The organism is Bacteroidota bacterium (genome assembly GCA_018816945.1).
Taxonomy (GTDB): Bacteria; Bacteroidota; Bacteroidia; order Bacteroidales.
Genome location: JAHIVC010000023.1, coordinates 1 through 22,607, shown reverse-complemented (window position 1 = coordinate 22,607; position 22,607 = coordinate 1). Strand labels below are relative to the sequence as shown.

The window sequence follows — 22,607 nt, the reverse complement described above, 5'->3', positions numbered from 1 at the left end:
TTTCTGCCATGTTTGCTTATTAAACATGACTTTATGATCCTAATAACAACTATAGCGAGTTAGTTATCCCAGTATACATAACTAATTATCTGAGAATGGGTTTAAAACCCCAATCGTATTTTTGCTTCTGTTTTATCAATTCCACTCCTTCGAAATGGATGTGCTTCAGTATTAAAAATATGATCATCAAAATTAAAATTGTTTTGATGATGTGAAAAAGTAAGGTAAAAATACTTTAATGTCTCGGCGAAGAAAAAAGTGGGCATATAATCTTTTTGTTCCATGGTTTCGACGTTGACAATAGAAGTATATGCAACTTCTGTTCTACAATATTTTTTAATATCAGTCCAAAATTTCTTATTCATCGATAGATAGGTTGTATCACCGGTTAAATGATATAAGTAATAAGCCGATTCGATGATTTCCGGATTAAGATCATAATCAGGATATTTTGCAATAGCTTTTTTATAATCATAACCAGAGGGCTCTAAGCCGTATTTATTCCAAAGCCAGCTCCAGGTTTTCTCATACTTTTCAGCACGATCAATATCGCCCGACAAAGCTAGTATGGCAGGAAAAAATGCATCGTATAGAGTAACTACTGAACTGGTTCTATCACCTGTATTCATGTTAACACGTCCGTACCATAGTTTTTCATCAAACTCCTCAGCTAAATATTGGTGAATACCAATGATGCTTTCATCCCATATTTTACCTAATTCAGAATCGCCAAACATGAGGTAACTTTTGTACAGATACTCATAGTAAGAATCAACCCCGGCGCAAATATGGCTTGTTTCGGATACCCATTCACCTGTTTCAACATCAATTACATCACCTATCAATCCTATAGCTGAACGTCGATTGTAAATAGCCAGTGTTGCCTTTTTTCCTGCCTGATAGTATTTTGGATCTTTGGTATAATAGCTTAACATGCCCATTTCAAATGTATAGGTTCCGGCTTCAGCAACGTTCACTGTATCGCCTCTGGCAATTCCGGTTTTAAGGTTTACCCAATATTTAGGAACTCCTGTTTTTGTATTAAATGCAGGCATCATTCGATCTGCAAAATCTCTTGCTTTATCTAAAACTTTTGGATTTTCTGATAATTCATACATCGATAGCAAACCACCCAATATTCGAATGTTCACTTCAAATATTTTTGCATCTATATTTTTATTAAAATTTAATGAATCAACTACATAATTTTCAATTTCTTTTGCTTCGTCCATTAATCCCATCAAGTAGAGCGTGCTGTATGCATCAATAGGTGATATATAGAGCGGTTCGCTGTACCAGTCGGTAAACGATTTTGAAAGCGGTGTCAGGGCATCATGTCCCCATGCATATTCTTTGTATGCGTCCCACGATCTGAGTGTTTCGGTAATTACTTCCTGAGCCAGTCGGTTGTTTTCAGTCTGGTCATTAATGATTTTTTTTGAATCTATATTTTGGCAAGAAACCAATGTAAGGGTAATAAATAGACTTAAAAGAAGTGCTTTCATCATTAAGATAGTTTTGTTAATAATGTAAATATAAGGGAAAGTCTCTAATGTTAGTATTGAAAGATAAGAACAATGAAGAAATAAAGGGCTATTAGCGTTAGCTTTTGGTTTTTAGTTTATAAAACTAATGCTTAATCACCTATAGCTTTTGAAATTTCCTGTTCAATTTTAAGCACTAATTCCTCAGCCAAAATATGATTTGGTTCAATAGGCTCAAGAACAGTAAACTTCAAGGTTTCACCAAAACTCAACGGGTATTTACCATATCGATGTAATTTATAATTTCCATTAATGGCAAATGGAACTATCAAGGCGGATGGTGACACTTTTAACAATGTTTTAATTCCTCCCGATTGAAAGGATCTTAATTTACCGGTTCGGCTGCGGGTCCCTTCAGGAAAGATACAAGCTGAATACTTATTTGTTTCGATGAGTCGGCCAAGTCTAATAATTTCCTTGATGGCCTGAGTGGGGTTTTTACGGTCAATAATGGCAGCACCACTATGGCGTAAATTATATGAAATGCTTGGAATGTATTTTTCTAACTCCTTTTTTGCAATAAATTTCGGATGATTTTTACGAAAAAGCCAATAAATTGCAGGAATATCATAAGTGCTTTGATGATTGGCAACAATAATTAATGGGCGATTTGCCGGAAAGTCGAATGATCCTTCAATTTTTATTTTTGCACCAACGATAATTAGACTTTTAAATAGCAATAGGTTCAAAATGTCGACACTTGTTTTATGACTTTGATATCCCCAAATATTTCTACATAACATTTGAATTGGCTGAAATATTACAACCAAGAAACCAAAAACAACAAAGTAAACAGGAGTAAGAATATGTGATAAAATGATCTTCATCTTCAAGCATCAAATTGAAGTGTAAATTTACGAAATGATTATTATGGAACGATTATTTTAAAATGAAGAATGTTTAATGGCTTAAATGCTTAGAAGTTCAAAAGTTTAATTATAAATTGTAAAGTGGTTTTTAAAAGATTCATATAGCATAGTATTGCCTTTTCAATTATCAATAGACATTAATCATTAATCATTTCAGGAGCTTATCGGTTTAAAATCATCTTTCGTAACCCCACATACAGGACAGGTCCATTTATCAGGGATATCTTCAAATGCAGTTCCGGGGGCAATACCTGAATCAGGGTCACCGTCTTCCGGGTCGTATATTAAACCACAAACTGTGCATTGATATAATTGCTTTTTAGTACTTGAGGATTTTGGTCCGACTTCTTCTCCAACATCATGATCTTTTATATAGGTAGGTGCGTTTTTAGGAGAAATTCCCTTAATCACCTTACGATAATATTCGTATGTGAGAGGGGTTGAATTTTCATTAACCAGATCCATATCTATCACATCTCCAATAAATAAGATATGAGAACCTGTATCAATGGTTTCGGTAAGCTTACATTCAAAATAGGCCACCGCTTTCTCTAATAGAATAGGTGAACCTGTTTGTCCGATTTTATGTTTTAAACCCTTAAATTTTTCAATATCGCGACCCGACTTGAATCCCCAAGGGCCAAGAAAAGCAAGATCAACATCTTGTTCCAAAACGGAAATACTGAAAGCTTTGCTTTTACTTATTAATTCAGTTGTGAGGTTATTTTTATTGGAAGCAACAGCAAATCGGACGGGGTCGGCAGTTACTTGAAATATAGTATTCGAGACATGTCCGGTCATTCTTTGACCATCGCTTGCACTTAAGATATACAAGCCATAAGTGATTTTAAATAATGCTTCCTGATTCATGAATGTGAAGTTATAAATTATAAGTTATGAGTTAACATAATGCAGACAATTTTTAACTTATAATTCACCACTCAACTTATTATTTTTTCACCCAAGCGGTAATTTTATCATCAAGAGGGCTTGTTTTAGGTGTTACAAAATCAACCAAATGACCATTCTCATCAATAAAGTATTTCTGGAAATTCCAGGTAACTTCTGAATCCATCACACCATTCTCGCTTTCTTTAGTCAACCATGAATAAATAGGGCTAATATCATCACCTTTTACGGAAACTTTATTCATCATGGTAAATGTAACCCCATAATTTTGTTCACAAAAAGTTTTGATTTCTTCTTTAGTGCCGGGTTCCTGACCTGCAAAGTTATTTGCCGGAAATCCAATAATTTCAAAACCTTGTCCGCCATAGGTGTCGTAAAGTTCTTGTAGTTGCTTATATTGTGGCGTAAGGCCGCATTTAGAAGCGGTATTCACTACCAAAACTTTTTTCCCCTTAAATACCGAGAAGTCTATAAGTTCTCCGGTAATGTTTTCTGCCTTAAAATCGTGGAAATTTTTATTTTGTGCGTTTGTCATGCCTACAATGCTTATTAGGATAATAGATATAAATATTTTTTTCATTTTGTATTAATTTAAGTTGAAGTACAAAGATAGTTCAAAAAATACTATATAGATTCGTTCCAAATAAAATTAACAATTGATTAACATTATGAGATAATCCCCTGTTTTTAATTTACTTTTGCAAAATTCGTTTATAGCCTATGTTAAAACTCCAAAAACTTAATTTAAATCCACTCGAAAAGCGGACTTTCAAAATCCACACCGTCTATTCTTTAATTGAGGCAGTGATTTTGGGTGTATTGGCACTGAATGAATTTGTGTTTTTAAAGAGTTTATTCGGGTCCAACTATCAGCTGGGTTTTTTGTTTCAATTTAGTGCAGTTGTTTTTGTTTTTTTACTTTTTATTAATGAGTTTATTCGACGTATTAGAGACAGGAAACGATTATTAATCTTTACAGGACTGATAACCAGACTACCCTTGTTTCTCTTAATTCTTTTCCCTCATTCGGCAGCATCTTTTCAGGGAAACTCAATATATCATTATGTTTTTCTGGCAATCTTTCTGGTTTATTTTTTAGGTAATCCTATTATTTTCCCGAACATAAATTATCTTTTAAAAGCGAATTACAGCAATGCTAATTTTGCTCATTTATATAGCATTTCAACTTCTTTGAACAAAATTGTAATGCTTATAGTTACCTTGGTTTATGGCTTGTGGCTTGATGCAGATAACTATATTTTCATCTATGTTTTCCCTGTGATGGCGATTCTGGGAGTTGGGTCGATTTATCTGTTAACTAAAATGCATTTCCCTGAAGAAAAACCTCTGACAATTCGAAAAACCTTCTTTCAATCAGTATTTCAGTCGGGTAAAAATATGTATTGCATCCTTAAGGAAAATGTTGCATACCGCCATTTTGAAATCGGATTTATGTTATATGGATTCGCTTTCATGTTCACAATGCCCATTCTTTTTATTTATTTTTATGATGAATTAAACCTCAATTATTTTAGTGTTGCATTTTACCGGAATGCTTATAATATTATCGCGATTATTATACTGCCATACTTTGGAAAGCTTATGGGGAAAACCGACCCACGTATATTTGGAATTTTAACCTACGCTTCTTTAGGTTTGTATATTCTGTTTCTTGGATTAACCTCATATTTACCTTTTTATACCGATTTTATGAGTATTAGACTGTATTATTCTTTGATAGGATATGTTGTTTTTCATGGAGTATTTGCTGCATCTATGGTTTTACTATGGAATATTGGTTCGTCATATTTTTGCAGTGCAGAAGAGGCAGGCACCTATCAATCATTGCATTTATCGTTAGTTGGTATTCGGGCTATATTTGCACCATTATTTGGGATATTTTTTTATGAATTATTTGGTTTTAATGCTACATTTGGATTGTCGATTATTTTCGTAATACTGAGTATTTACGTAATGATATGGTCGCATCGTCGGATACCTATATCAACGAACACAACCGAAAAAGCAGAAAATTGCTGATGAATTTAAAATCTAAAAATATTTTTAAAATGTTGGGGCCCGGTATTGTCGTGGCTGCAACAGGTGTCGGGGCCGGTGATTTAATTGCTGCATCGGTATCCGGTGCTCAGTACGGTTATGCATTGTTATGGGCGGCTATTGCCGGTGCAATATTAAAATACGTGTTGAATGAAGGTGTTTCAAGATGGCAACTGGTTTACGGTACCAGCTTGATGCAGGCATGGATGGAAAAGTTAAATGCCTTCTTTAGCTGGTATTTCTTTGTGTATTTAATCGTATGGTCGTTTATAGTAGCTGCCGCCCTCATGGCTGCCTGTGGCTTATCGGCACATGCAATCATTCCAGTATTGACTGTAGCTCAATGGGGAGTGATTCATTCGATATTAGCAGCAGTTTTGGTTTTAGGTGGGAAATATCATCTGATTGAAAAACTTATGAAGTTCTTTATTGCACTAATGTTCGTAATTACAATTACCAGTGCAATATTGATCAAGCCGGATATATTGACCATTTTAAAGTCCATTTTTATTCCAAGCATTCCTCCCGGATCTCTTAAATTTATTTTGGGGGTGATTGGTGGAGTAGGGGGTAGCGTAACCTTATTGAGTTATGGATATTGGATTAGTGAAAAAAAATGGCAAGGAACTTCATTTTTAACACAGAGCCGTTTGGATTTAGGCTTTGCTTATATGCTAACCGGGTTTTTTGGACTCGCCATTATGATAGTCGCAGCTGGAACTAAGCCCGATGTGATACAAGGAAATATGATGGTTTTGGCACTTGCCGATAAAATGGGCGAAGTAACCGGCCAGACCGGGAAATGGATATTTCTGATAGGATTTTGGGGTGCGGTATTTTCTTCCATGATAGGGGTATGGCATGGAATTCCTTATTTATTCGCCGATTTCGTTCAATTAAAATTTAAGCGTGGCATTTTGGGGCAATCGCAATTGGCTCAGAGCAAATTTTATAAATATTATGTACTCTATCTGGCCCTTCCTCCAATTATTTTACTCTATATGGGCAAACCAGTCTGGATAGTAATTCTATATGCGGTTGCCGGTGCATTCTTTATGCCATTTTTAGCCATAACTTTGCTTTATTTAAATAACCGCTTTCGCTGGTTAAAACAATTTAAAAATTCTTTGATAACAAATATCATTCTGGCCTTATCACTCTTCCTCTTTGCATATTTGATGTTGAATGAGTTGATGAATTATTTATAGAATTCTATATAAAGAAATAGGATGGCGTCCCTAAAGGGACGCCATCCTGGTTAAAATTTTTCAAAAACTCCAAGACCAAAAAGTGCATAATCATATTTAACAGGATCATCCTTGTCGAATCGTCTGAGCTGAGTAGTCAATTCTTCCACAGATTTCCAGTCATCTTGCCGGCGATCAAGCAGCCCAAGTTTACGAGCAACATTTCCTGAATGGGTATCCAGGGGACAAAATAATTCAGATGGTTTAACTGCTTTCCAAATTCCAAAGTCAACCCCGTATTCATCTTTCCGAACCATCCAACGTAAAAACATATTTATGCGTTTTGCTGCTGAACCTTTAAGTGGATCTGCTATGTGCTTTTCTGTTCTGTTTTGATGGGAAAGAGAAAAAAACAATTTCTTGAAATTCGAAATATTTTCCGGAATATGATGATTTGAAGGTGAAGAAAAAAAAGCATTTTCAAGATTTTCAGAATTTCGATATAGGTGTTGAAGTGCTTTAAGAAAAGAAATACAATCGATCCCATTAAATGTGCGATGCTTAAATTTTTCAAAAATTCGAAGATCAGCATTTTCAAAATTTAAAATAAAATCATGAGGTGCATGATCCATCAAACTCATTAACTGATTTGCATTTTTCAGTATGGTTGATCGTTGCCCCCATGCAAGTGTGGCGGCAAAGAATCCGGCAATTTCAATGTCTTGCTTTTTTGTAAACTGATGAGGGATTTGTATTGGATCTGTTTCAATAAATTCGGGCCGATTGTATTGTTTGTATTTTGCCTCCAGCAAATCGTGAAGTTGATTAAATTCAAACATCATCAATCTATTCCTGCACTTTACCGTTAATATTGATAATTTTTATTTTTCCGAAGCCTTCATTCATTTCATTCCTGAAATCGTATATTCCGCCTAAAATGATTAATTTATTTTCCAACACCAAATCATTGTATTTTTCAAGCGCAATATTTGCCTGGTAATGTATGTTTTTTGAAATATGTACAATTAAAGATTTTTTCTCATTTGATATGACAGGGATGAGGTGGTCCAATTCATGTATAATCGAGATGGGTTCCGACTTGTAACCTGAGATGAAAGCTTTTATAGCACCACAATCGGTGTGTCCCAATATAAATAAGACAGGCGTTTTTAGATGCAATATCCCGTAATCCACAGAACCTTCATTTGAATATATCTGATTTCCGATATTTCTAATAACAAAAACTTTATTGAATGAGTTGTCCTGAAATGCTTCGTTTTGAACGCGTGAATCTGAACAGGTTATAAGTGTCATATAAGGCGTTTGCCGTTCAATATGATCTTCGAAAAAATCCTTACCAGTTCTTTCAATAAACTGTTTATTTGATTTTAACAATGCTTCAATATAGTTCCGATTCATTTATGTTTGGTTTAAAAAAAAACCTTCAAACATAAGAATGAAAGAAGGTCATTTTGAGTTTATGAGAAATTAATTTACATTAACCAGATTTTCCATGCCTTTATTAATGGCTGATTCATTAATAGGAATTAATGAATGGTATCTTTCGGGCAATGATTTTTTCAATCCTCTAATTACATTCTCAATTTTCACAATGGGCCGCATCTTCATATAGGCACCCAAAACTACCATATTGAAGATTTTAGTATTACCCATTTCAGCCGATAGCTTACTGCCTTCAATTTTAAAAATTTTAATATCTGTTCGCACAGGATGTTTTGTAATACCATTTGGATCATATAAAAGATATCCACCCGGCTTTACGGTTTTCTCAAACTTATCCATCGATTGCTGGTTTAGAATGATGGCTGTGTCAAATTCGTTTAATACAGGTGAACTTACCCTTTCGTCACTAATAATTACTGTGACATTAGCTGTGCCACCGCGCATTTCAGGTCCGTAAGAAGGCATCCAGCTTACCTCTTGGTCTTGCATAATTCCTGAATAGGCCAAGATTTTACCCATTGACAAAACGCCTTGTCCACCAAAACCTGCAATGATAATTTCTTCTGTCATTTTATATTGTTTTTAAACTTTTATTCTTTCAATTTATTTTTTTACCATTTCACCATCAACTTTGATATCTCCCAGTGGATAAAATGGGAACATATTATCAACCATCCATTCATTTGCGTGAACGGGGCTCATTTTCCAACCGGAATTACAATTGGATACGATTTCAACAAATGAAACTCCACCTTTTTTATCTACCTGATTTTGAAAGGCCATTTTTACGGCTTTTTTTGTTTTACGAACATGTGCAGGTGTGTGAACAGCCTGACGGGTTACAAAATAAGCTCCATCTAAATGAGAGATTAATTCGGTCATTTTAATAGGGCTACCCATCAATGCAACATCCCTGCCATAAGGTGAGGTTGAGGATTTCATTCCGGGTAAAGTTGTTGGAGCCATTTGGCCACCGGTCATTCCATAAATACCATTATTAACAAAAATAATCACGATATTTTCACCTCTGTTGATGGCATGAATGGTTTCGGCAGTTCCGATGGCAGCAAGGTCACCATCACCTTGATAAGTAAATACAATCTTATCGGGCCAGCAACGTTTTATGCCAGTTGCAACAGCAGGTGCTCGTCCGTGAGCAGCCTGTTGAATATCGACATTCATAAATTCATAAGCCAGCACTGAACAGCCAACCGGGGCAATTGCAATTGTATTTTCCTGAAGGTCTAGTTCTTCAATTACTTCCATGATAATACGATGGGCTGTTCCGTGACCGCAACCAGGACAATAACTCAATACTTTATCGGTCATCAACTCAGTTTTTTTATAAACTAAGTTCTCGGGCTGAACAATTTCATTATATATTTCGTCTCTCATCAGATTAACCTCCTATTAATTTTTTTTCCAGTGCATTAGCTACTTGTAAAGGCGAGTGAATCATTCCCCCCATACGACCATAGTGTTCTACATGAACTTTTCCTTTTACAGCCAATAAAACATCTTCAACCATCTGCCCGGCGCTAAGCTCAACCGCTAAAATTCCTTTTACATTAGATGACATTTTTTCAATTTCCTCATAAGGGAATGGGAAAAGGGTGATAAGGCGGAATAGTCCGGCTTTAATCCCTTTTTCTCTCAATAATTGAATTGATTTTTGAGCAATACGAGCACTTGATCCATAGGCCACAAATAAATAATCAATATCATCATCACATTCAATTTTCTCAAATCGAACTTCTTTGGCCCTCATCTCATTGTATTTGGCAACGAGTTTTTCATTATGCTTTTCCTGTCGGGATGAATCCAGATCCAGAGAAGTGATAATGTTATGTTCGCGGGTTTTAGGTTTTCCGATTGTGGCCCAAGGTGACATCTTTTTAATTTCCTCATCAGTCCATCTTGGAACGGCATCCTTTAGTTCAACTTTTTCCATCATTTGACCAATCACTCCATCACTCAAAATCATAACGGGATTACGGTATTTAAAAGCCAAGTCAAACGCTAATGAAACAAAATCTGACATTTCCTGAACAGATGCCGGTGCAAGAACAACCATACGATAATCGCCATGACCACCACCTTTTGTTGCTTGAAAATAATCTGCCTGAGAGGGTTGAATTGTGCCTAATCCTGGTCCTCCACGTGCTACGTTAACAATAACTGCCGGAAGTTCGGCTCCTGCCATATAAGATATTCCTTCCATTTTTAGGCTGATACCTGGACTTGAAGAAGAAGTCATTGCTTTTTTTCCAACTCCTGCTGCTCCATAAACCATGTTGATGGCAGCAATTTCACTTTCGGCCTGCAATACCACCATACCCGTTCTTTCATGTGGTTTTTCAGCCATTAAGTATTCAATAATTTCTGTTTGAGGTGTGATAGGGTAACCAAAATACGCATCAACGCCTGCTCTTATTGCAGCTTCGGCGATGGCTTCGTTACCCTTCATTAATTTTAATTCACCCATTATGCTTTTATTTTATAAGGTTAAACTTCTACGGTAATTTTTTTTCGATATACGGTAATTACGCCATCAGGACAAACAATCGCGCAATTTGAACATCCTGTACACGCATCTGCTTGTGCCATATAAGCGTAATGATAACCTTTTCCATTTACATTATCAGACATGCCTATAACTTCAGAAGGGCAATTGCCAACGCAAACTTCACAACCCTTGCATTTTTCAGTATCAACGATAATTACTCCTCTAACTTTTGCCATGATGACTTGATATTTATTCGTAAATTATTTATACTCTAATTCAACAAAATTAGGAAAAAAAAAGCAAATTCTTGGTATTAAAGTCGCTTCTCTTTTTCCTAAATATTGGGCTTTTTATGAAAATTCGTTACCTAAATCTGCAGAAATGCTTCGAATCATAAATAGAAGCTTTTTTAGAATTTCTATAGTGGTAAATGGGTTCATAATCGTGATCCTGAAATATACTTTTTCGTTAATCACTGTTTGAACGATATAAAAAGTTCCATCGATTTTTATCAGTTCTCTTATTTTGCTGTTAAGCAGATTTCTTTCCTGCTCAGTAAGCCCTTCAGGGATTAACCGGAAACAAACGATATTAGAGTCGGGAGTTACCGCAAGTTCAAAATCCGAACTTTCCTGAATTATGCTGGCAAATTCACGGGCAAGATCGTAGGTTTGATCAACATATGAGGAAAATAATTCCGTACCATAGGTTTTGATCATCAAATAGATTTTTAAACCCATCGCTTTTTTAGTGCATTCGATCGTTCTGCCGGCGCCATCGAACCAATTAATCTCACCTTTTTTATTTAACAAATAGGAAGCCTTTTGCGTAAATGCTTCGTAGGATGTTTTGCCATTTTTAAAGATTACTGCAGTGGTTAAAGCAGGAGTCAACATCATTTTATGAAAATCAATAACTACCGAATCCGCTTTTTCAATTCCTTTAGTAAGGTATTTGTACTTTTCTGAAATAATTGCTGCTCCACCATGAGCTCCATCAATATGGAACCAAATTTTATTTTGGGCGCAAAAATCAGCCATTTCATCATTATGGTCGTAAATACCCGTTGAAGTAGAGCAAGCATTACCAACCAAGGCCATCACAATTTTACCATTACTCTTTGCTTCATCAAAGATGCCTGGTAATAAGTCAACTTTAATACGATGCTGATCATCGACCGGAAGCTTAATGATCCCTTTGTCGCCAAGACCCATAATCCGCACACTCCTGTCCACACTATAATGAGATTCCGCAGAAACCATTACAGCCAGATTACCGTCAACTCCCGCTTCCCAAACATCATATTCTTTAACTGCCTGACGGGCTGCAAGTAAACCTGTAAGGTTACCCAATGAACCACCGGAAGTTAATAATCCGTTCGCATTTTTATCCCAGCCAAAAAAACCAAGCAACCATTCAATTACATTTCGTTCGATTGCAGTAGCAGCCGGTCCCATCTCATAAATAGCCATTCCGTTATTTGAAAAAGTGGCCATTAAATCGGTAAGGGCCGCAATAGGAAGTGGTGGAACAACCTGATGGCCAATGTAATTAGGATGATGTAAATGATTGGATTGATCCAGGAACTTTTGATAGAATTCCTTTGGCGTGTTTTTTTTGTCAAGAAATTTTTTCCAATCTGCATGTTGCATTTCAGGATCTATCCAGGGTAATACCGGCATTTCTTTTTGCGACATACAATCTTGCAAATAATCTGCAAGCAGATTAACCAGTTCATGCCCCTCTTTTCGGAAAGCCTCAGGATTATAAGCTTTTTTTAATATATCATCCATTTAGTAAAATTGTAAAAAACAGCATGCCTTTCAGCTAATAAGAAAAAAAATACACTTTAACTGAGAGCCAATCAGAATTTTATTTATATAATGACAGAAACCCCAATGCCTGCAGCTACCGCTTTATCGTAAATGAGTTTGGCAGTTGCGGCATCTTGTATTGCCAGCCCGTTCGATTTAAAAACAGTTATTTCCTCTGCATTAACCCGTCCGTCTTTTTTACCTGTTATCAATTCGCCAAGTTCAGCATAAAAATGATCTTCGGTTACCGAACCTTCTTTTAATGGGATCATAATATCTCCGGCTTCCTTAAAACATGCTTCTTTCGAATCGCCAACAAATTTTGAGCGTTTAACCGTGGCAGTGTCCAACTCCCGTGCATTGGGTGTATGGCTACCAATATTATTAATGTGTGTGCCGGGTTTTAATTTATTTCCATCAAAAAGTGGGGTAGAGGAGGAAGTTGCCGTACAAATAATATCCGAAATCAAAAGATCATCAGGATTTTTAGTCTTAATAACCTCCAGATTTAGCATTGCTGTTGTTTCCTTTACAAAATTATCGGCGGCTTTTTCATTCAGATCATAAACCAATACTTTTGAAATACTAACGGTTTCATTCATGGCCCAAAGCTGCATTTTGGCTTGAACGCCTGTTCCGTAGATTCCGATTACCTGGTTTTTATCTTTACGTGCAAGATATTTGGTGGCTACGCCACTCGCTGCTCCTGTTCTTACCGCCGTGAGGTATCCTCCATCCATAATACAGATTACTTCACCGGTTTCGGGGTTTTGGAGCAATACTTTTCCGATGGTAGTTGGTAAATCGTGTTTTGAAGGGTTATTTTTGTATACAGTAACTACTTTGCAAGCAAGGGCTTTCATTTCCTTCAGGTAGGCAGGCATATAAAGTGATAATCCATCGGTTGGTGCAATATTAATGCGAAGCGGCAATACAGCCGTACCGTTTGATAATTCTGCAAAAGCTTTTTCAACCACTTCGATGCAGTCTTTCATGTTCAGCACTTTTTGAACATCTGCTTTGGTTAATAGTAAAGGCATAATTTGTCCTCCTTTGATTGGGTTAATTAAAATACAAATAAAAAAAAACATTGATAAATTATAAATCCCAAGTTTTAAATAACAAAAAAAACATTGGTAAATTACAAATCCCAAGTTCCAAATAACAAATAAAACATCAGACCTCAAATTTCAAATTAAAAAATGGAACCTCATTTTGATTTTTCGATGATGGCCGAAAATATTTTTTTTAATTCGATGGCTTCATTGTAAAGAATATTTAAGTCGTTTATATGTTCATCAGAGTTGGTTTCTTTGAGCAACCTCAAAAAGAAAGCACTTTCTTTTGCTTCTTTCCTACAAATTTTGATACGAAAAACAAAATCTTTATTACTCAATGATTCATTTGCTTCAATGTAATTTGCACCAGTTGAAGCAGAAGATCTTATAACTTGCTTCCCATCTTCAATATTTGCAATTGACTTAGGCAATTTCATCACAAAAAGCCTAATGTTCTTTGCAAACTGGAAAGTACGTTCTTCCAAATCATAAATATGCTTTGTCTGTGACTTTTCGGTCATAGGATTTATTAGTATTTTGTTATTTGTTATCCTGCCGCAAGCAGGTTGTTACTTGTTTTTTGTTATCCAGCCTGCGGCAGGCAGGTTGTTATTTGTTGCTTGTTATTTGTTTTTTGTTACTTGTTATTTGTTATTTGTTACTTGTTATTTGTTATTTGTTATTTGTTATTTGTTATTTGTTTTTTGTTACTTGTTATTTGTTATTTGTTACTTGTTATTTGTTACTTGTTATTTGTTATTTGTTATTTGTTATCCAGCCTGCGGCAGGCAGGTTGTTATTTGTTGCTTATTTTTTTATTTTACTTCTTCGAACCGACCCTGGAAGAATCTCAGGTTTTTGGGTTCATAAGTGAAGCGGAGGCCTTTAATTGTCTCTCTTTTCTTATAGAGATTGATGATGCTCTCCGCAACTAAATCCATATGTGCATTGGTGTATGCTCTTCTTGGAATGGTTAAACGTACCAGTTCGAGTGAAGGACGGTAGTTTTTGCCATTTGGTTGCCGTCCTTTAGAAACATTTCCTCTTTCCATGGCACGTACTCCTGAATCAATAAATAAGGCAGTTGCAAGTGCTTGAGATGGATATTCGTCCTGATCCAAATGAGATAAAAATCGTTTTGCATCCAAAAATACTGCATGCGAGCCAACAGGCTCAACGATAGGTACACCGGCTTTTAATAATTTTTCGCCAAGGTATTGGGTTTGTTCCACACGATTTTTAATATATCTGAAGTCCAACATTTCCATAGCACCCAATGCGTGAACCGCTAAATCTGCGGCAGCAAGACCACCTGTGGTGATCGAACCTTCATACTTGCGAAGCATCTCGAGAGCTTTCATGTAGAATTCCTCATCATCTTTAATACCAAGGAAACCTCCAATATTAACCATATAATCTTTTTTGCTGGATACCGTACATCCATGTCCATAACTAAAAAGTTCGTGAACAATATCGGCAATGGAAGTATGCTCATATCTTGGATCATGTTTTTTGATCATATAAGCATTTTCAATTGCACGCGTTGCATCCCACATTAAGTAAATGTCATTAGCTTCACAATATTCGTAAACTTCTTTTGCATTATCCATATGCACCGGTTCACCACCAGCAAGGTTTACACTTAATTCAAAACTGATATAAGGAATTTTATCGGCACCGTTTTCATCAACAATTTTCTTAAGCTTTTTCAGGTCGATATTTCCTTTCCAGCGGAAAGTACTGGTTGGATCGTGTGCTTCATCACAAATCACATCGGCAAAAGTCCCTCCGGCCATCTCCTGATGTAATTTGGTAGTTGTAAAATACATATTACCCGGAACAATACCATCTTTTATAAGGCATTGCGACATAATGTGTTCGGCTGCCCGTCCTTGATGGGTAGGGATAATAAATTTGTAACCCGTAACTTCCATCAAGGTTTCGACCAGGTCAAAATAATTTTCACTACTAGCTTGAGTTTCAACACTGCTCAAATAAGTTGCCCATTGATCGGTACTTTGAGCGGTAGTTCCCGAGTCGGTTAAAAAATCGATTACCACATGTTTTGATTGAAGCAAGAAGGTATTATAACCTGCTTCTTTGGCATATTTCAATCTTTCCTTTTTAGTTGCTTCACCAACATATTCAATTTGTTGAATATTAAAAGGCTCACTCTCAAATAGGAAATCTTTAATGATCGGTCTTTTCCATTTAAACAGGGCTTCATCATTCCAATCCGGCTCATTTTGCAGTACAAGTCCTGTAATTTTTTCTCTTTCTTCAAAGAGTTGGTTCACAACTTCAGCTATTTCGCTCAAATGCTCATTGGTTAAAGCCATGCGTGGAATTTGAAGGGGTAGAATTGTTACACCAAATCTATCCTCAAGAAAAGTTCTTACTCCTGACTTTAAGTATAATGCAGCTGCTAAAGTAAATGCAGGGTTTTCAACATTGGGTAAAAATTCATCGGCTTTGATATAAATTCCATCTGCACCTAAAAAGTAAGGAATGTTTTTTAATTGAGCTGCAAAATAGTCCGTTTGTTGGAATATCCACATTGCCTGTTGCTCATAAACCATTTCTTCCAATCCTCTGGCAAAAACTTCCATCGTACGTCCCGCCATTCCTCCATAGGTATGCAAACCTTCATAGACAACCACTTCATTCATGTATTTGTCATACAATTCATCATTGTCGGTGGCGATTAATCCACCTGTGTTCGAACGTGGGTCCTGACCGGCATCAATTACAAAAACATGGGCAAGAGAAGCTATTTTTTTAACGATTTCAGCAATTGTTTTATTCTCAAATCCTTCTTCATTTTTGCGAATGTAATTTGCAGAAGAAAGTATGTATGATCCATTAATAACCAGAACGGTATCGTTTTCCTCGGCGATTTTGTGAGTTTCTTTCAAATTTGCAAAGGAAATAGGTTTATAACCATCTGCATATAATTCAATGTAGACAAAAGGTTGTTTTTTGCCTTCAAGTTTTTTCCTTAATTGATCGACATTAATATTTCCTGAAAAAGTTTTATCATTTACCTTTAAAACCTCCATCGTAGCTTTTCGTTCTTTGATCAGCTCTCCGGGTTTTTCAGAGTTTGAATAAATAATGTCATATGCATTAACCATGGTTGTTGAGATCAATTTGTGCGATCCTCTCAAATTATGAGTGGGGCAAACATGCTCATGGCCGAAAATATTTTTTACATTATTGACAAGGTTTTCAAAGTTACGGCTACCGGCATAAGTTTCATCTCCGATGAATAATCCGGAGAACTGATCCTGACTAACTGCACTTGTTCCTTGACTTGTCATATCAAAAGTTACAAGATATGAAGGGATATTAAAAGTATTGTAATCGGCTTCCATCAAGGCGTCTATTCTTTCTTGAAAGCTTGTGAAAACTAAATTTCTGATAGTTTTCAGTTTATAAGGTTCTGCTAACATATGCTATTTTTTTTATAATGTGTAATAATGATATTTGTTGATTCTCCTCTTGTTTTAATTGAACCTATGCCTATCTGAATTTCTATAAATCGGATTAATTTCTGAACCGAAAAAATAGACAGATCGACATTTGATGAACAATAAATCTGATCCTCAAGGATAATAATAACAAACAAGAAATATAATCATTTCAAATTTCCAATTGTATGTTGAACTATATCTTTTCATGATCAGAAATCGTTAAAACGATTATTTATTTGGTAATGGATAATTCTCATGAAATCGCTTTAGCCTGCTTTCGAGTATAGGAAATTGATTTCTCTGAACAAGCGATACACAGGCACGTAAACCTTCATGCCGCTCACTTCGTGTTACATCAAGTGTGATAGCACTAATGCCATAATACAATAACTTTTCAATCAACTCTTTACCTGTAAACAGCGGATACGAAATTGTGAAATAAAAACCGTCGGCTATGGGAGTACCGTCGTCTTTGTCATAAACAATATCAAAACCGTAATCAGTAAATAATTTCTTCATGATGTGAGCTTTTTTGCCATATTCAATTACATCTTCCCTGTAATTATGTTCCCCACTGTTCAAAGCTTTTAGAATGGCCAGTAAACCGTATTGAGCAGAATGGCCGCATCCGGCACTAAGTGCATAAATAGCTCCGAATAAAATGGAATAGCCAAAGCTATCCGTGGCAAAAAACCTTTTTAAAGCCGGTCTTCTTAGATTTTGTAACTTATTGGAAATAACCATCATTCCAATTCGCGGACCGGGGTAACTAAAAATCTTTGAACAAGATATTATCAGAATATAATTATCCGTATAATTTGCCACAGTTGGTTGGTAAGGAGGTTCACCGGGTATGGAATAATCTTTTCTAAAATCCATTCCGAAATAGGCCAAATCTTCAAGTATGATTACATCATATTTATTTGCAAGGTCTCCAATAATTTTTAATTCTTTTTCGGTAAAACAAATCCAGGATGGATTATTTGGATTAGAATATAAAATAGAATGAATGTGACCTTTACTCAGGAATGATTCTAATTTTTCCTTTAACTTATCACCTCGAAAATTATACACATCAAAGGATTCAGATTTTTTGCCCAAGATGTTAAGTTGTTGTCGGTGAAGCGGAAATCCAGGGTCAATGAATAAAACGGTATCACGATCCTCCCACATATTATCAATGGTAATAAAGGAGGACATGCTTCCCTGAAGGCTGCCAACGGTTGGGATACAACCGTTATAATCTACCTCCAGATTCAGGAATAATTTAATAAATTTTGATATTTCATGTTTCAGTTCCGTAACGCCTTCCAACATGGGGTATACTGAATTCACCCCTTTTTTGATTGCATCGATTTCTGCATCCATAATTATTTGCGGACTGAGTATACCCGGTATTCCCATCTCCATGCGAATGAATTTTTCGCCTGTTGCTTCTTCGATATTGCTTACTAGCCGATATATTTCACGAATTGTGGCTCTGCCAACGTTTTGAAGACCGCTCTCTATAATTTTTTGTTTAACAATTTCGGAATCGATCGGGGTATTTTTAAATTCAGAGTCTAGGTTACCCATATTTTATCTTTTTTAATGTTTTAATCATTGCAATATTACTAAAAGTCTATCAACCATAAACAGCCAATTTTATCTGTTATGGCATCATTTTATCAATTTTTATTCGTGCATCAACAACTGTAAGACTGGTTCGTGTTCCAAGCAATGGATTTAAATCCATCTCCAAAATTTCAGGTGCAACTATTACGAGTGCTGAAATACGAACAATGGCATCAGCAAAAAGATCCTCATTAACCGGATCTTGTTTTCTGGCTCCCTTAATAATTCCATATCCTCTTAATTGTTTTATCATTTGTCCAGCTTCGTGTTTCGATAAAGGTGCAATACCTGTGCTGAAATCCTTTAAAACTTCGACAAAAATGCCGCCTAGCCCACACAATACCAAATGGCCGAATTTATCATCCCTTTTGGCTCCAATAAAAACTTCAGTTCCAAAAAGCATGGGATACATCAGAACGGCGGTTGTATCCTGAATTTTCATCAATCGATGATATTCGGCAATAACAGTCTCTAATTTATTTACATTCAGCACAACCCCCCCAACATCCGACTTATGAACAGGACCGACAACTTTCATAACCAGCGGATAACCAACGTTCTTTGCGAATTCAATCGCTTCGGTTTCTGAATTGACTACTTTCTCATTTGACCGACTTATTCCTGCAGCATCCAACAATTTACCAACTTGGACAGGTGACAGATAACCGTTTTCAGCCTTATCAATTACTTCTCTTATTCCAACTCTATCGATAGCCGGAAGTTCAATGTTTGAAGGAGCAGGGGCTGGGGTATTGTAAATTTTTACCAATGCATCTCCGAGCAATACTTCATCCGGGAAATTAATTCTTCCTTTGGATAAAAATTCTTTAATTTCCCTACCAGCAGTTTGGATTGAAGGCAGTACGGGAAAAATAGGTTTCTTAACTGAATTCATTTTCTCATCCAATACTTTATAAACATCGGAAATATCAAACAAACCGGGAGTTCCGAAAATGACAATCATGGCATCGATCTGGTCAAATTTTTGATCTACATAATCAATGATGATTCCAAGTTGCTCGGCTGTACCTGTTGCCAAAAAATCAATAGGATTGCTTACTGATGACCCGGGGAATAGTTTGTCGAGCAAAGCTTTGGCATCCGGACCTTCAATGGCAGGGATCTTTAATCCTCCGTTTGATAATGAATCCGTAAGCATTACGGCAGGGCCGCCTGCATGTGTGATAATTGCAATATTTTTCCCTGTTAAGGCCGGATGCATAAAAACCGAAGCAACATTGATTAAATCCTCCCGGCCGTAGCATCGAACGATACCTGCTTTTTTAAAGAGTGCATTAACTGCTTCATCCGAACTGGCCAGCGCTCCGGTATGAGAGGACGCTGCCCTGCTTCCTGCTTCCGAACTACCTGCTTTTATGGCTGCAATTTTACATCCTTTTCTGATCAGCGATGCTGCATGTTTCAGCAATAATTCAGGTTTGGCTATATCTTCAATATAAAGGAGTTTAACCTTTGAGCTTGTTTTAGTATTAAAGGTCTCGTCGAAATATTGCAACACTTCTTCTACACCCAATTGAGCGCTATTTCCAACAGAAAAAACACTCGCGAATGTCAGGCCTTTAGGAATTGCAGATTCAAGTATAAAACAAGCAGTTGCACCTGATCCAGAAATAAAATCGCACCCTTTTGGATCCAACTTTGGAATTGGAAGCGTAAATACACCGTGATAAGTTGGAAGGATTACACCAATACAATTTGGGCCAATCAAACTAGCATCAACACTATTGATAACTTCAACTACTTCCTGTTCAAGATTTTTTCCTTCCTTACTAAATTCACTGAAACCTGCGGATAATATAATGAATGCTTTAGTTCCTTTTGTATACGCTAAAGTTTTTATGGTTTCCAGAATAAAGAGTGCTGCTATGGCAATAATGGCAAGATCAACATCCGGCAGTTCACTGGCATCGCGAAAGCTTTGAATACCTTGAACGGTATGTTCTTTTGGATTGGTAACATATAAATCACCTTTAAAATTGCCATCCAAAATATTTTTTAAGACTTTTCCACCCGGCTTTTGTATATCAGTTGAACCTCCTACAACAACAATACTACGGGGTTCAATAAGTTCCTTTGTAATCATTTAATTAAATTTTAAAAAAATAATTAATAAAACGAATAAATCATTTTAATAAAACCCAGTCATATCACTAACATTAATTTGATATAAGAAAGAACAGTAATTGGATATGATGCTTTGTTTTATGTTGTTTTGATTATTCGCGCCAGGTGGTATTATAAGGAATTTGAATGCTATGGCATTTAACCGCTGTATGATAAATAGTAAACGAGAAGAATAATGGTTTAAACGTGCTCATAACTATTTTTTATTAGATATGCTTTGAGCCACAAAATTAAGAAATTTTATTGAACACTGAAGAGATTACTCTAAATTCTATTTGGCGGCTTTATTTTTACGTTCACGATTCCAGATAAACAAATGGGTGATCAATACCCCAATGGCCATTCCCATTGTAATAATCATCCAAAAACCTGCCTCCGAAGGTTTTATGCTAATTCTGTCATAGAAAACCAGATAGATCATAAATGGAATAAAGAATGGGAAAATCATTTGACGAATGGTACGGCTCTTTTTCATGTTAATTAGGTTTTGATTATAAGGAGATAAATTTAGGATAATTTTTGAATGACAACCTTAAATCCACCCATTAATTAAATCGAAAATAATAGAAAAGAAAAAATCCGGAAGAAGGATTATTTATTCAATTTTTAAAAATTTCCATCGATAATTTGCTCGAGCGGACTTGCAGTTACTACTGTTCGAAACCTTGTATTTACATACAAATCAAAATAAAAAAGGTAGAATTAATCTTAATATTTGATGCAAAACATCCTTATTCTATTCAAAAAACAGCTAAAAATTTCTCACATTTTCATGTTTCGAACACTTATGACTGAAAGTCCGCGCCAGCGAGTTTTATTAATTCCATAATATAGTCTCACCATCATTTATTTGTGATTCGCCCAATAATTCAAACTTATATTTATCGCCTTGTTCAGAGAAATCCAGAAGTTTTTTTTCTGTTGTTTTAAAAAGTGTGTATTTCTTATCGAAAGATTCTTTTTTTATAGCAATATTTTCAGTTCTAAGTTCTTCCTGTGTGCTTGGATAAAGTATTGCATCTATAACACCCCCGTTATTTTTATTTAAAATTTTGTCAGCTAACAATGCTGTAAAAATATATCCTTGATTATTGCTTGAATCTATTTTTCTCGCGAAACAATTTGCATAAAATGTATGAATTTCAAAAATAAGTCTGGAGATCTCAGGTGGAAATCTTTTTAAATCAAGCATAAAACTATTATACATGTTTAAGAGTCTTGTATTTATTGTTCCATCTTTCGGTTGATTCATGAATATTGGACAAGTAATCAAATTATCGCTTTCATTTTTAATCTTCCATTCTGAAACTGTTATTAAATCACCTATCTCGGGTTTCATTTCTTTAACAGCTGTCATAAAATTAAAAGAGCCATAAAGTACACTTTGATGCTTCAGATTAGCTCTACCATATTTTGTTATGCATTCTGCTGGCGGATATTTCAATTTATCAACTTTATTAATTCGAACATTATTTCCTTTTAGAACTCTTTTGTTAACAGTAACTCTTTCAATAATTGGAAAAACGCCTTCACCAATAGCATTATAAACTTTTATTGGCTCAAAGCATTTTATCATCAAATATTCGAAATGAGGTGGAAACTCATTATTCAAAGTTTCTATTCTCTCAAATAATGCCTTTATCGAGGAAATGTAATTCTCTATGTCATGGATGTTATATTCTGGCATGGTTTTAAACTGTTGCCTAACGTACGGAAATATATGTAGTTGCCGATTGCGGAGAACTTTCCTGTCGAGCCGCACCGAAGTTGTTGCGGGCTGTGAACTCCGCAATCAGCACGGAAACGGCAATTATCATGTATTTTTTGTGTGTGCCCAGCATGAGCATGAGCACACCCATTCGCAGTATGTATAAATATTTCAAATATGCAAATATTTTGGATATAAACTAGGTGAATGGGTATATATTTTTTCCAGAGGGTGCCCTGCCTACGACAGGTAGGAAGT

At 35.7% G+C, this 22,607-nt stretch carries 20 protein-coding genes; 2 read left to right on the top strand and 18 right to left on the bottom strand.

Features of this window, described 5'->3' with window-relative positions; genetic code table 11:
- Positions 1–101: 101 nt before the first annotated feature.
- The 4 genes from KKG99_03915 to KKG99_03900 form a co-directional block, all read right to left on the bottom strand.
- Complete coding sequence (locus KKG99_03915) at positions 102–1,508, bottom strand: glycoside hydrolase family 47 protein (protein MBU1012125.1); 1,407 nt, start codon at positions 1,506–1,508, stop codon at positions 102–104.
- A gap of 128 nt (positions 1,509–1,636) precedes the next feature.
- A complete protein-coding gene (locus KKG99_03910; GenBank protein MBU1012124.1) occupies positions 1,637–2,371 on the bottom strand; it encodes a 1-acyl-sn-glycerol-3-phosphate acyltransferase in 735 nt (244 codons plus the stop codon).
- A 195-nt stretch (positions 2,372–2,566) separates the two neighbouring features.
- Positions 2,567–3,283, bottom strand: a complete 717-nt coding sequence (locus KKG99_03905; GenBank protein ID MBU1012123.1) for a rubredoxin — start codon at positions 3,281–3,283, stop codon at positions 2,567–2,569.
- Positions 3,284–3,362: 79 nt separating this feature from the next.
- Positions 3,363–3,902, bottom strand: coding sequence for a glutathione peroxidase (locus KKG99_03900; protein ID MBU1012122.1), 540 nt, complete (start codon positions 3,900–3,902; stop codon positions 3,363–3,365).
- Between the two features lie 140 nt (positions 3,903–4,042).
- Here KKG99_03900 and KKG99_03895 point away from each other — a divergent pair, with 140 nt between their 5' ends.
- Together KKG99_03895 and KKG99_03890 are read left to right on the top strand one after the other, a co-directional pair.
- On the top strand, positions 4,043–5,362 hold the full coding sequence (locus tag KKG99_03895) for an MFS transporter (GenBank protein ID MBU1012121.1): 1,320 nt from the start codon (positions 4,043–4,045) through the stop codon (positions 5,360–5,362).
- Positions 5,362–6,588, top strand: coding sequence for an Nramp family divalent metal transporter (locus tag KKG99_03890; GenBank protein MBU1012120.1), 1,227 nt, complete (start codon positions 5,362–5,364; stop codon positions 6,586–6,588). Before KKG99_03895 ends, KKG99_03890 begins: the two co-directional genes overlap by 1 nt.
- A gap of 50 nt (positions 6,589–6,638) precedes the next feature.
- Here KKG99_03890 and KKG99_03885 read toward each other — a convergent pair whose 3' ends face one another.
- From KKG99_03885 to KKG99_03820, 14 genes are all read right to left on the bottom strand, one after another.
- Positions 6,639–7,406 carry a TIGR02757 family protein gene (locus tag KKG99_03885; GenBank protein ID MBU1012119.1) on the bottom strand — a complete coding sequence of 256 codons (768 nt, stop codon included), beginning with the start codon at positions 7,404–7,406 and terminating at the stop codon, positions 6,639–6,641.
- Positions 7,407–7,413: 7 nt separating this feature from the next.
- Positions 7,414–7,986: a hypothetical protein gene (locus tag KKG99_03880; GenBank protein MBU1012118.1), complete on the bottom strand. Its 573-nt coding sequence runs from the start codon at positions 7,984–7,986 to the stop codon at positions 7,414–7,416.
- Positions 7,987–8,055: 69 nt separating this feature from the next.
- Positions 8,056–8,601: a 2-oxoacid:acceptor oxidoreductase family protein gene (locus KKG99_03875; protein ID MBU1012117.1), complete on the bottom strand. Its 546-nt coding sequence runs from the start codon at positions 8,599–8,601 to the stop codon at positions 8,056–8,058.
- Between the two features lie 33 nt (positions 8,602–8,634).
- A complete protein-coding gene (locus tag KKG99_03870) occupies positions 8,635–9,426 on the bottom strand; it encodes a 2-oxoglutarate oxidoreductase (GenBank protein MBU1012116.1) in 792 nt (263 codons plus the stop codon).
- A 4-nt stretch (positions 9,427–9,430) separates the two neighbouring features.
- Positions 9,431–10,516: a 3-methyl-2-oxobutanoate dehydrogenase subunit VorB gene (gene vorB / locus KKG99_03865; protein MBU1012115.1), complete on the bottom strand. Its 1,086-nt coding sequence runs from the start codon at positions 10,514–10,516 to the stop codon at positions 9,431–9,433.
- Positions 10,517–10,536: 20 nt separating this feature from the next.
- Entirely contained in the window at positions 10,537–10,773 is a 237-nt protein-coding gene (locus KKG99_03860; protein MBU1012114.1) for a 4Fe-4S binding protein, read from the bottom strand.
- Positions 10,774–10,887: 114 nt separating this feature from the next.
- Positions 10,888–12,330, bottom strand: a complete 1,443-nt coding sequence (locus tag KKG99_03855; GenBank protein MBU1012113.1) for a pyridoxal-dependent decarboxylase — start codon at positions 12,328–12,330, stop codon at positions 10,888–10,890.
- 83 nt (positions 12,331–12,413) lie between these two features.
- The gene (locus KKG99_03850; GenBank protein ID MBU1012112.1) at positions 12,414–13,391 is read right to left on the bottom strand and encodes an ornithine cyclodeaminase family protein; all 978 of its coding nucleotides are present in this window, start codon (positions 13,389–13,391) and stop codon (positions 12,414–12,416) included.
- A gap of 170 nt (positions 13,392–13,561) precedes the next feature.
- Positions 13,562–13,930, bottom strand: a complete 369-nt coding sequence (locus tag KKG99_03845; GenBank protein ID MBU1012111.1) for a four helix bundle protein — start codon at positions 13,928–13,930, stop codon at positions 13,562–13,564.
- A 294-nt stretch (positions 13,931–14,224) separates the two neighbouring features.
- The gene (locus tag KKG99_03840) at positions 14,225–15,748 is read right to left on the bottom strand and encodes a tryptophanase (protein ID MBU1012110.1); all 1,524 of its coding nucleotides are present in this window, start codon (positions 15,746–15,748) and stop codon (positions 14,225–14,227) included.
- 1,362 nt (positions 15,749–17,110) lie between these two features.
- Complete coding sequence (locus KKG99_03835) at positions 17,111–18,457, bottom strand: pyridoxal phosphate-dependent aminotransferase (protein ID MBU1012109.1); 1,347 nt, start codon at positions 18,455–18,457, stop codon at positions 17,111–17,113.
- A 76-nt stretch (positions 18,458–18,533) separates the two neighbouring features.
- Positions 18,534–20,600 carry an acetate--CoA ligase family protein gene (locus KKG99_03830; GenBank protein MBU1012108.1) on the bottom strand — a complete coding sequence of 689 codons (2,067 nt, stop codon included), beginning with the start codon at positions 20,598–20,600 and terminating at the stop codon, positions 18,534–18,536.
- A gap of 312 nt (positions 20,601–20,912) precedes the next feature.
- Positions 20,913–21,116 carry a hypothetical protein gene (locus KKG99_03825; GenBank protein MBU1012107.1) on the bottom strand — a complete coding sequence of 68 codons (204 nt, stop codon included), beginning with the start codon at positions 21,114–21,116 and terminating at the stop codon, positions 20,913–20,915.
- A 342-nt stretch (positions 21,117–21,458) separates the two neighbouring features.
- Positions 21,459–22,328 carry an RES domain-containing protein gene (locus tag KKG99_03820; protein MBU1012106.1) on the bottom strand — a complete coding sequence of 290 codons (870 nt, stop codon included), beginning with the start codon at positions 22,326–22,328 and terminating at the stop codon, positions 21,459–21,461.
- Positions 22,329–22,607: the final 279 nt, after the last annotated feature.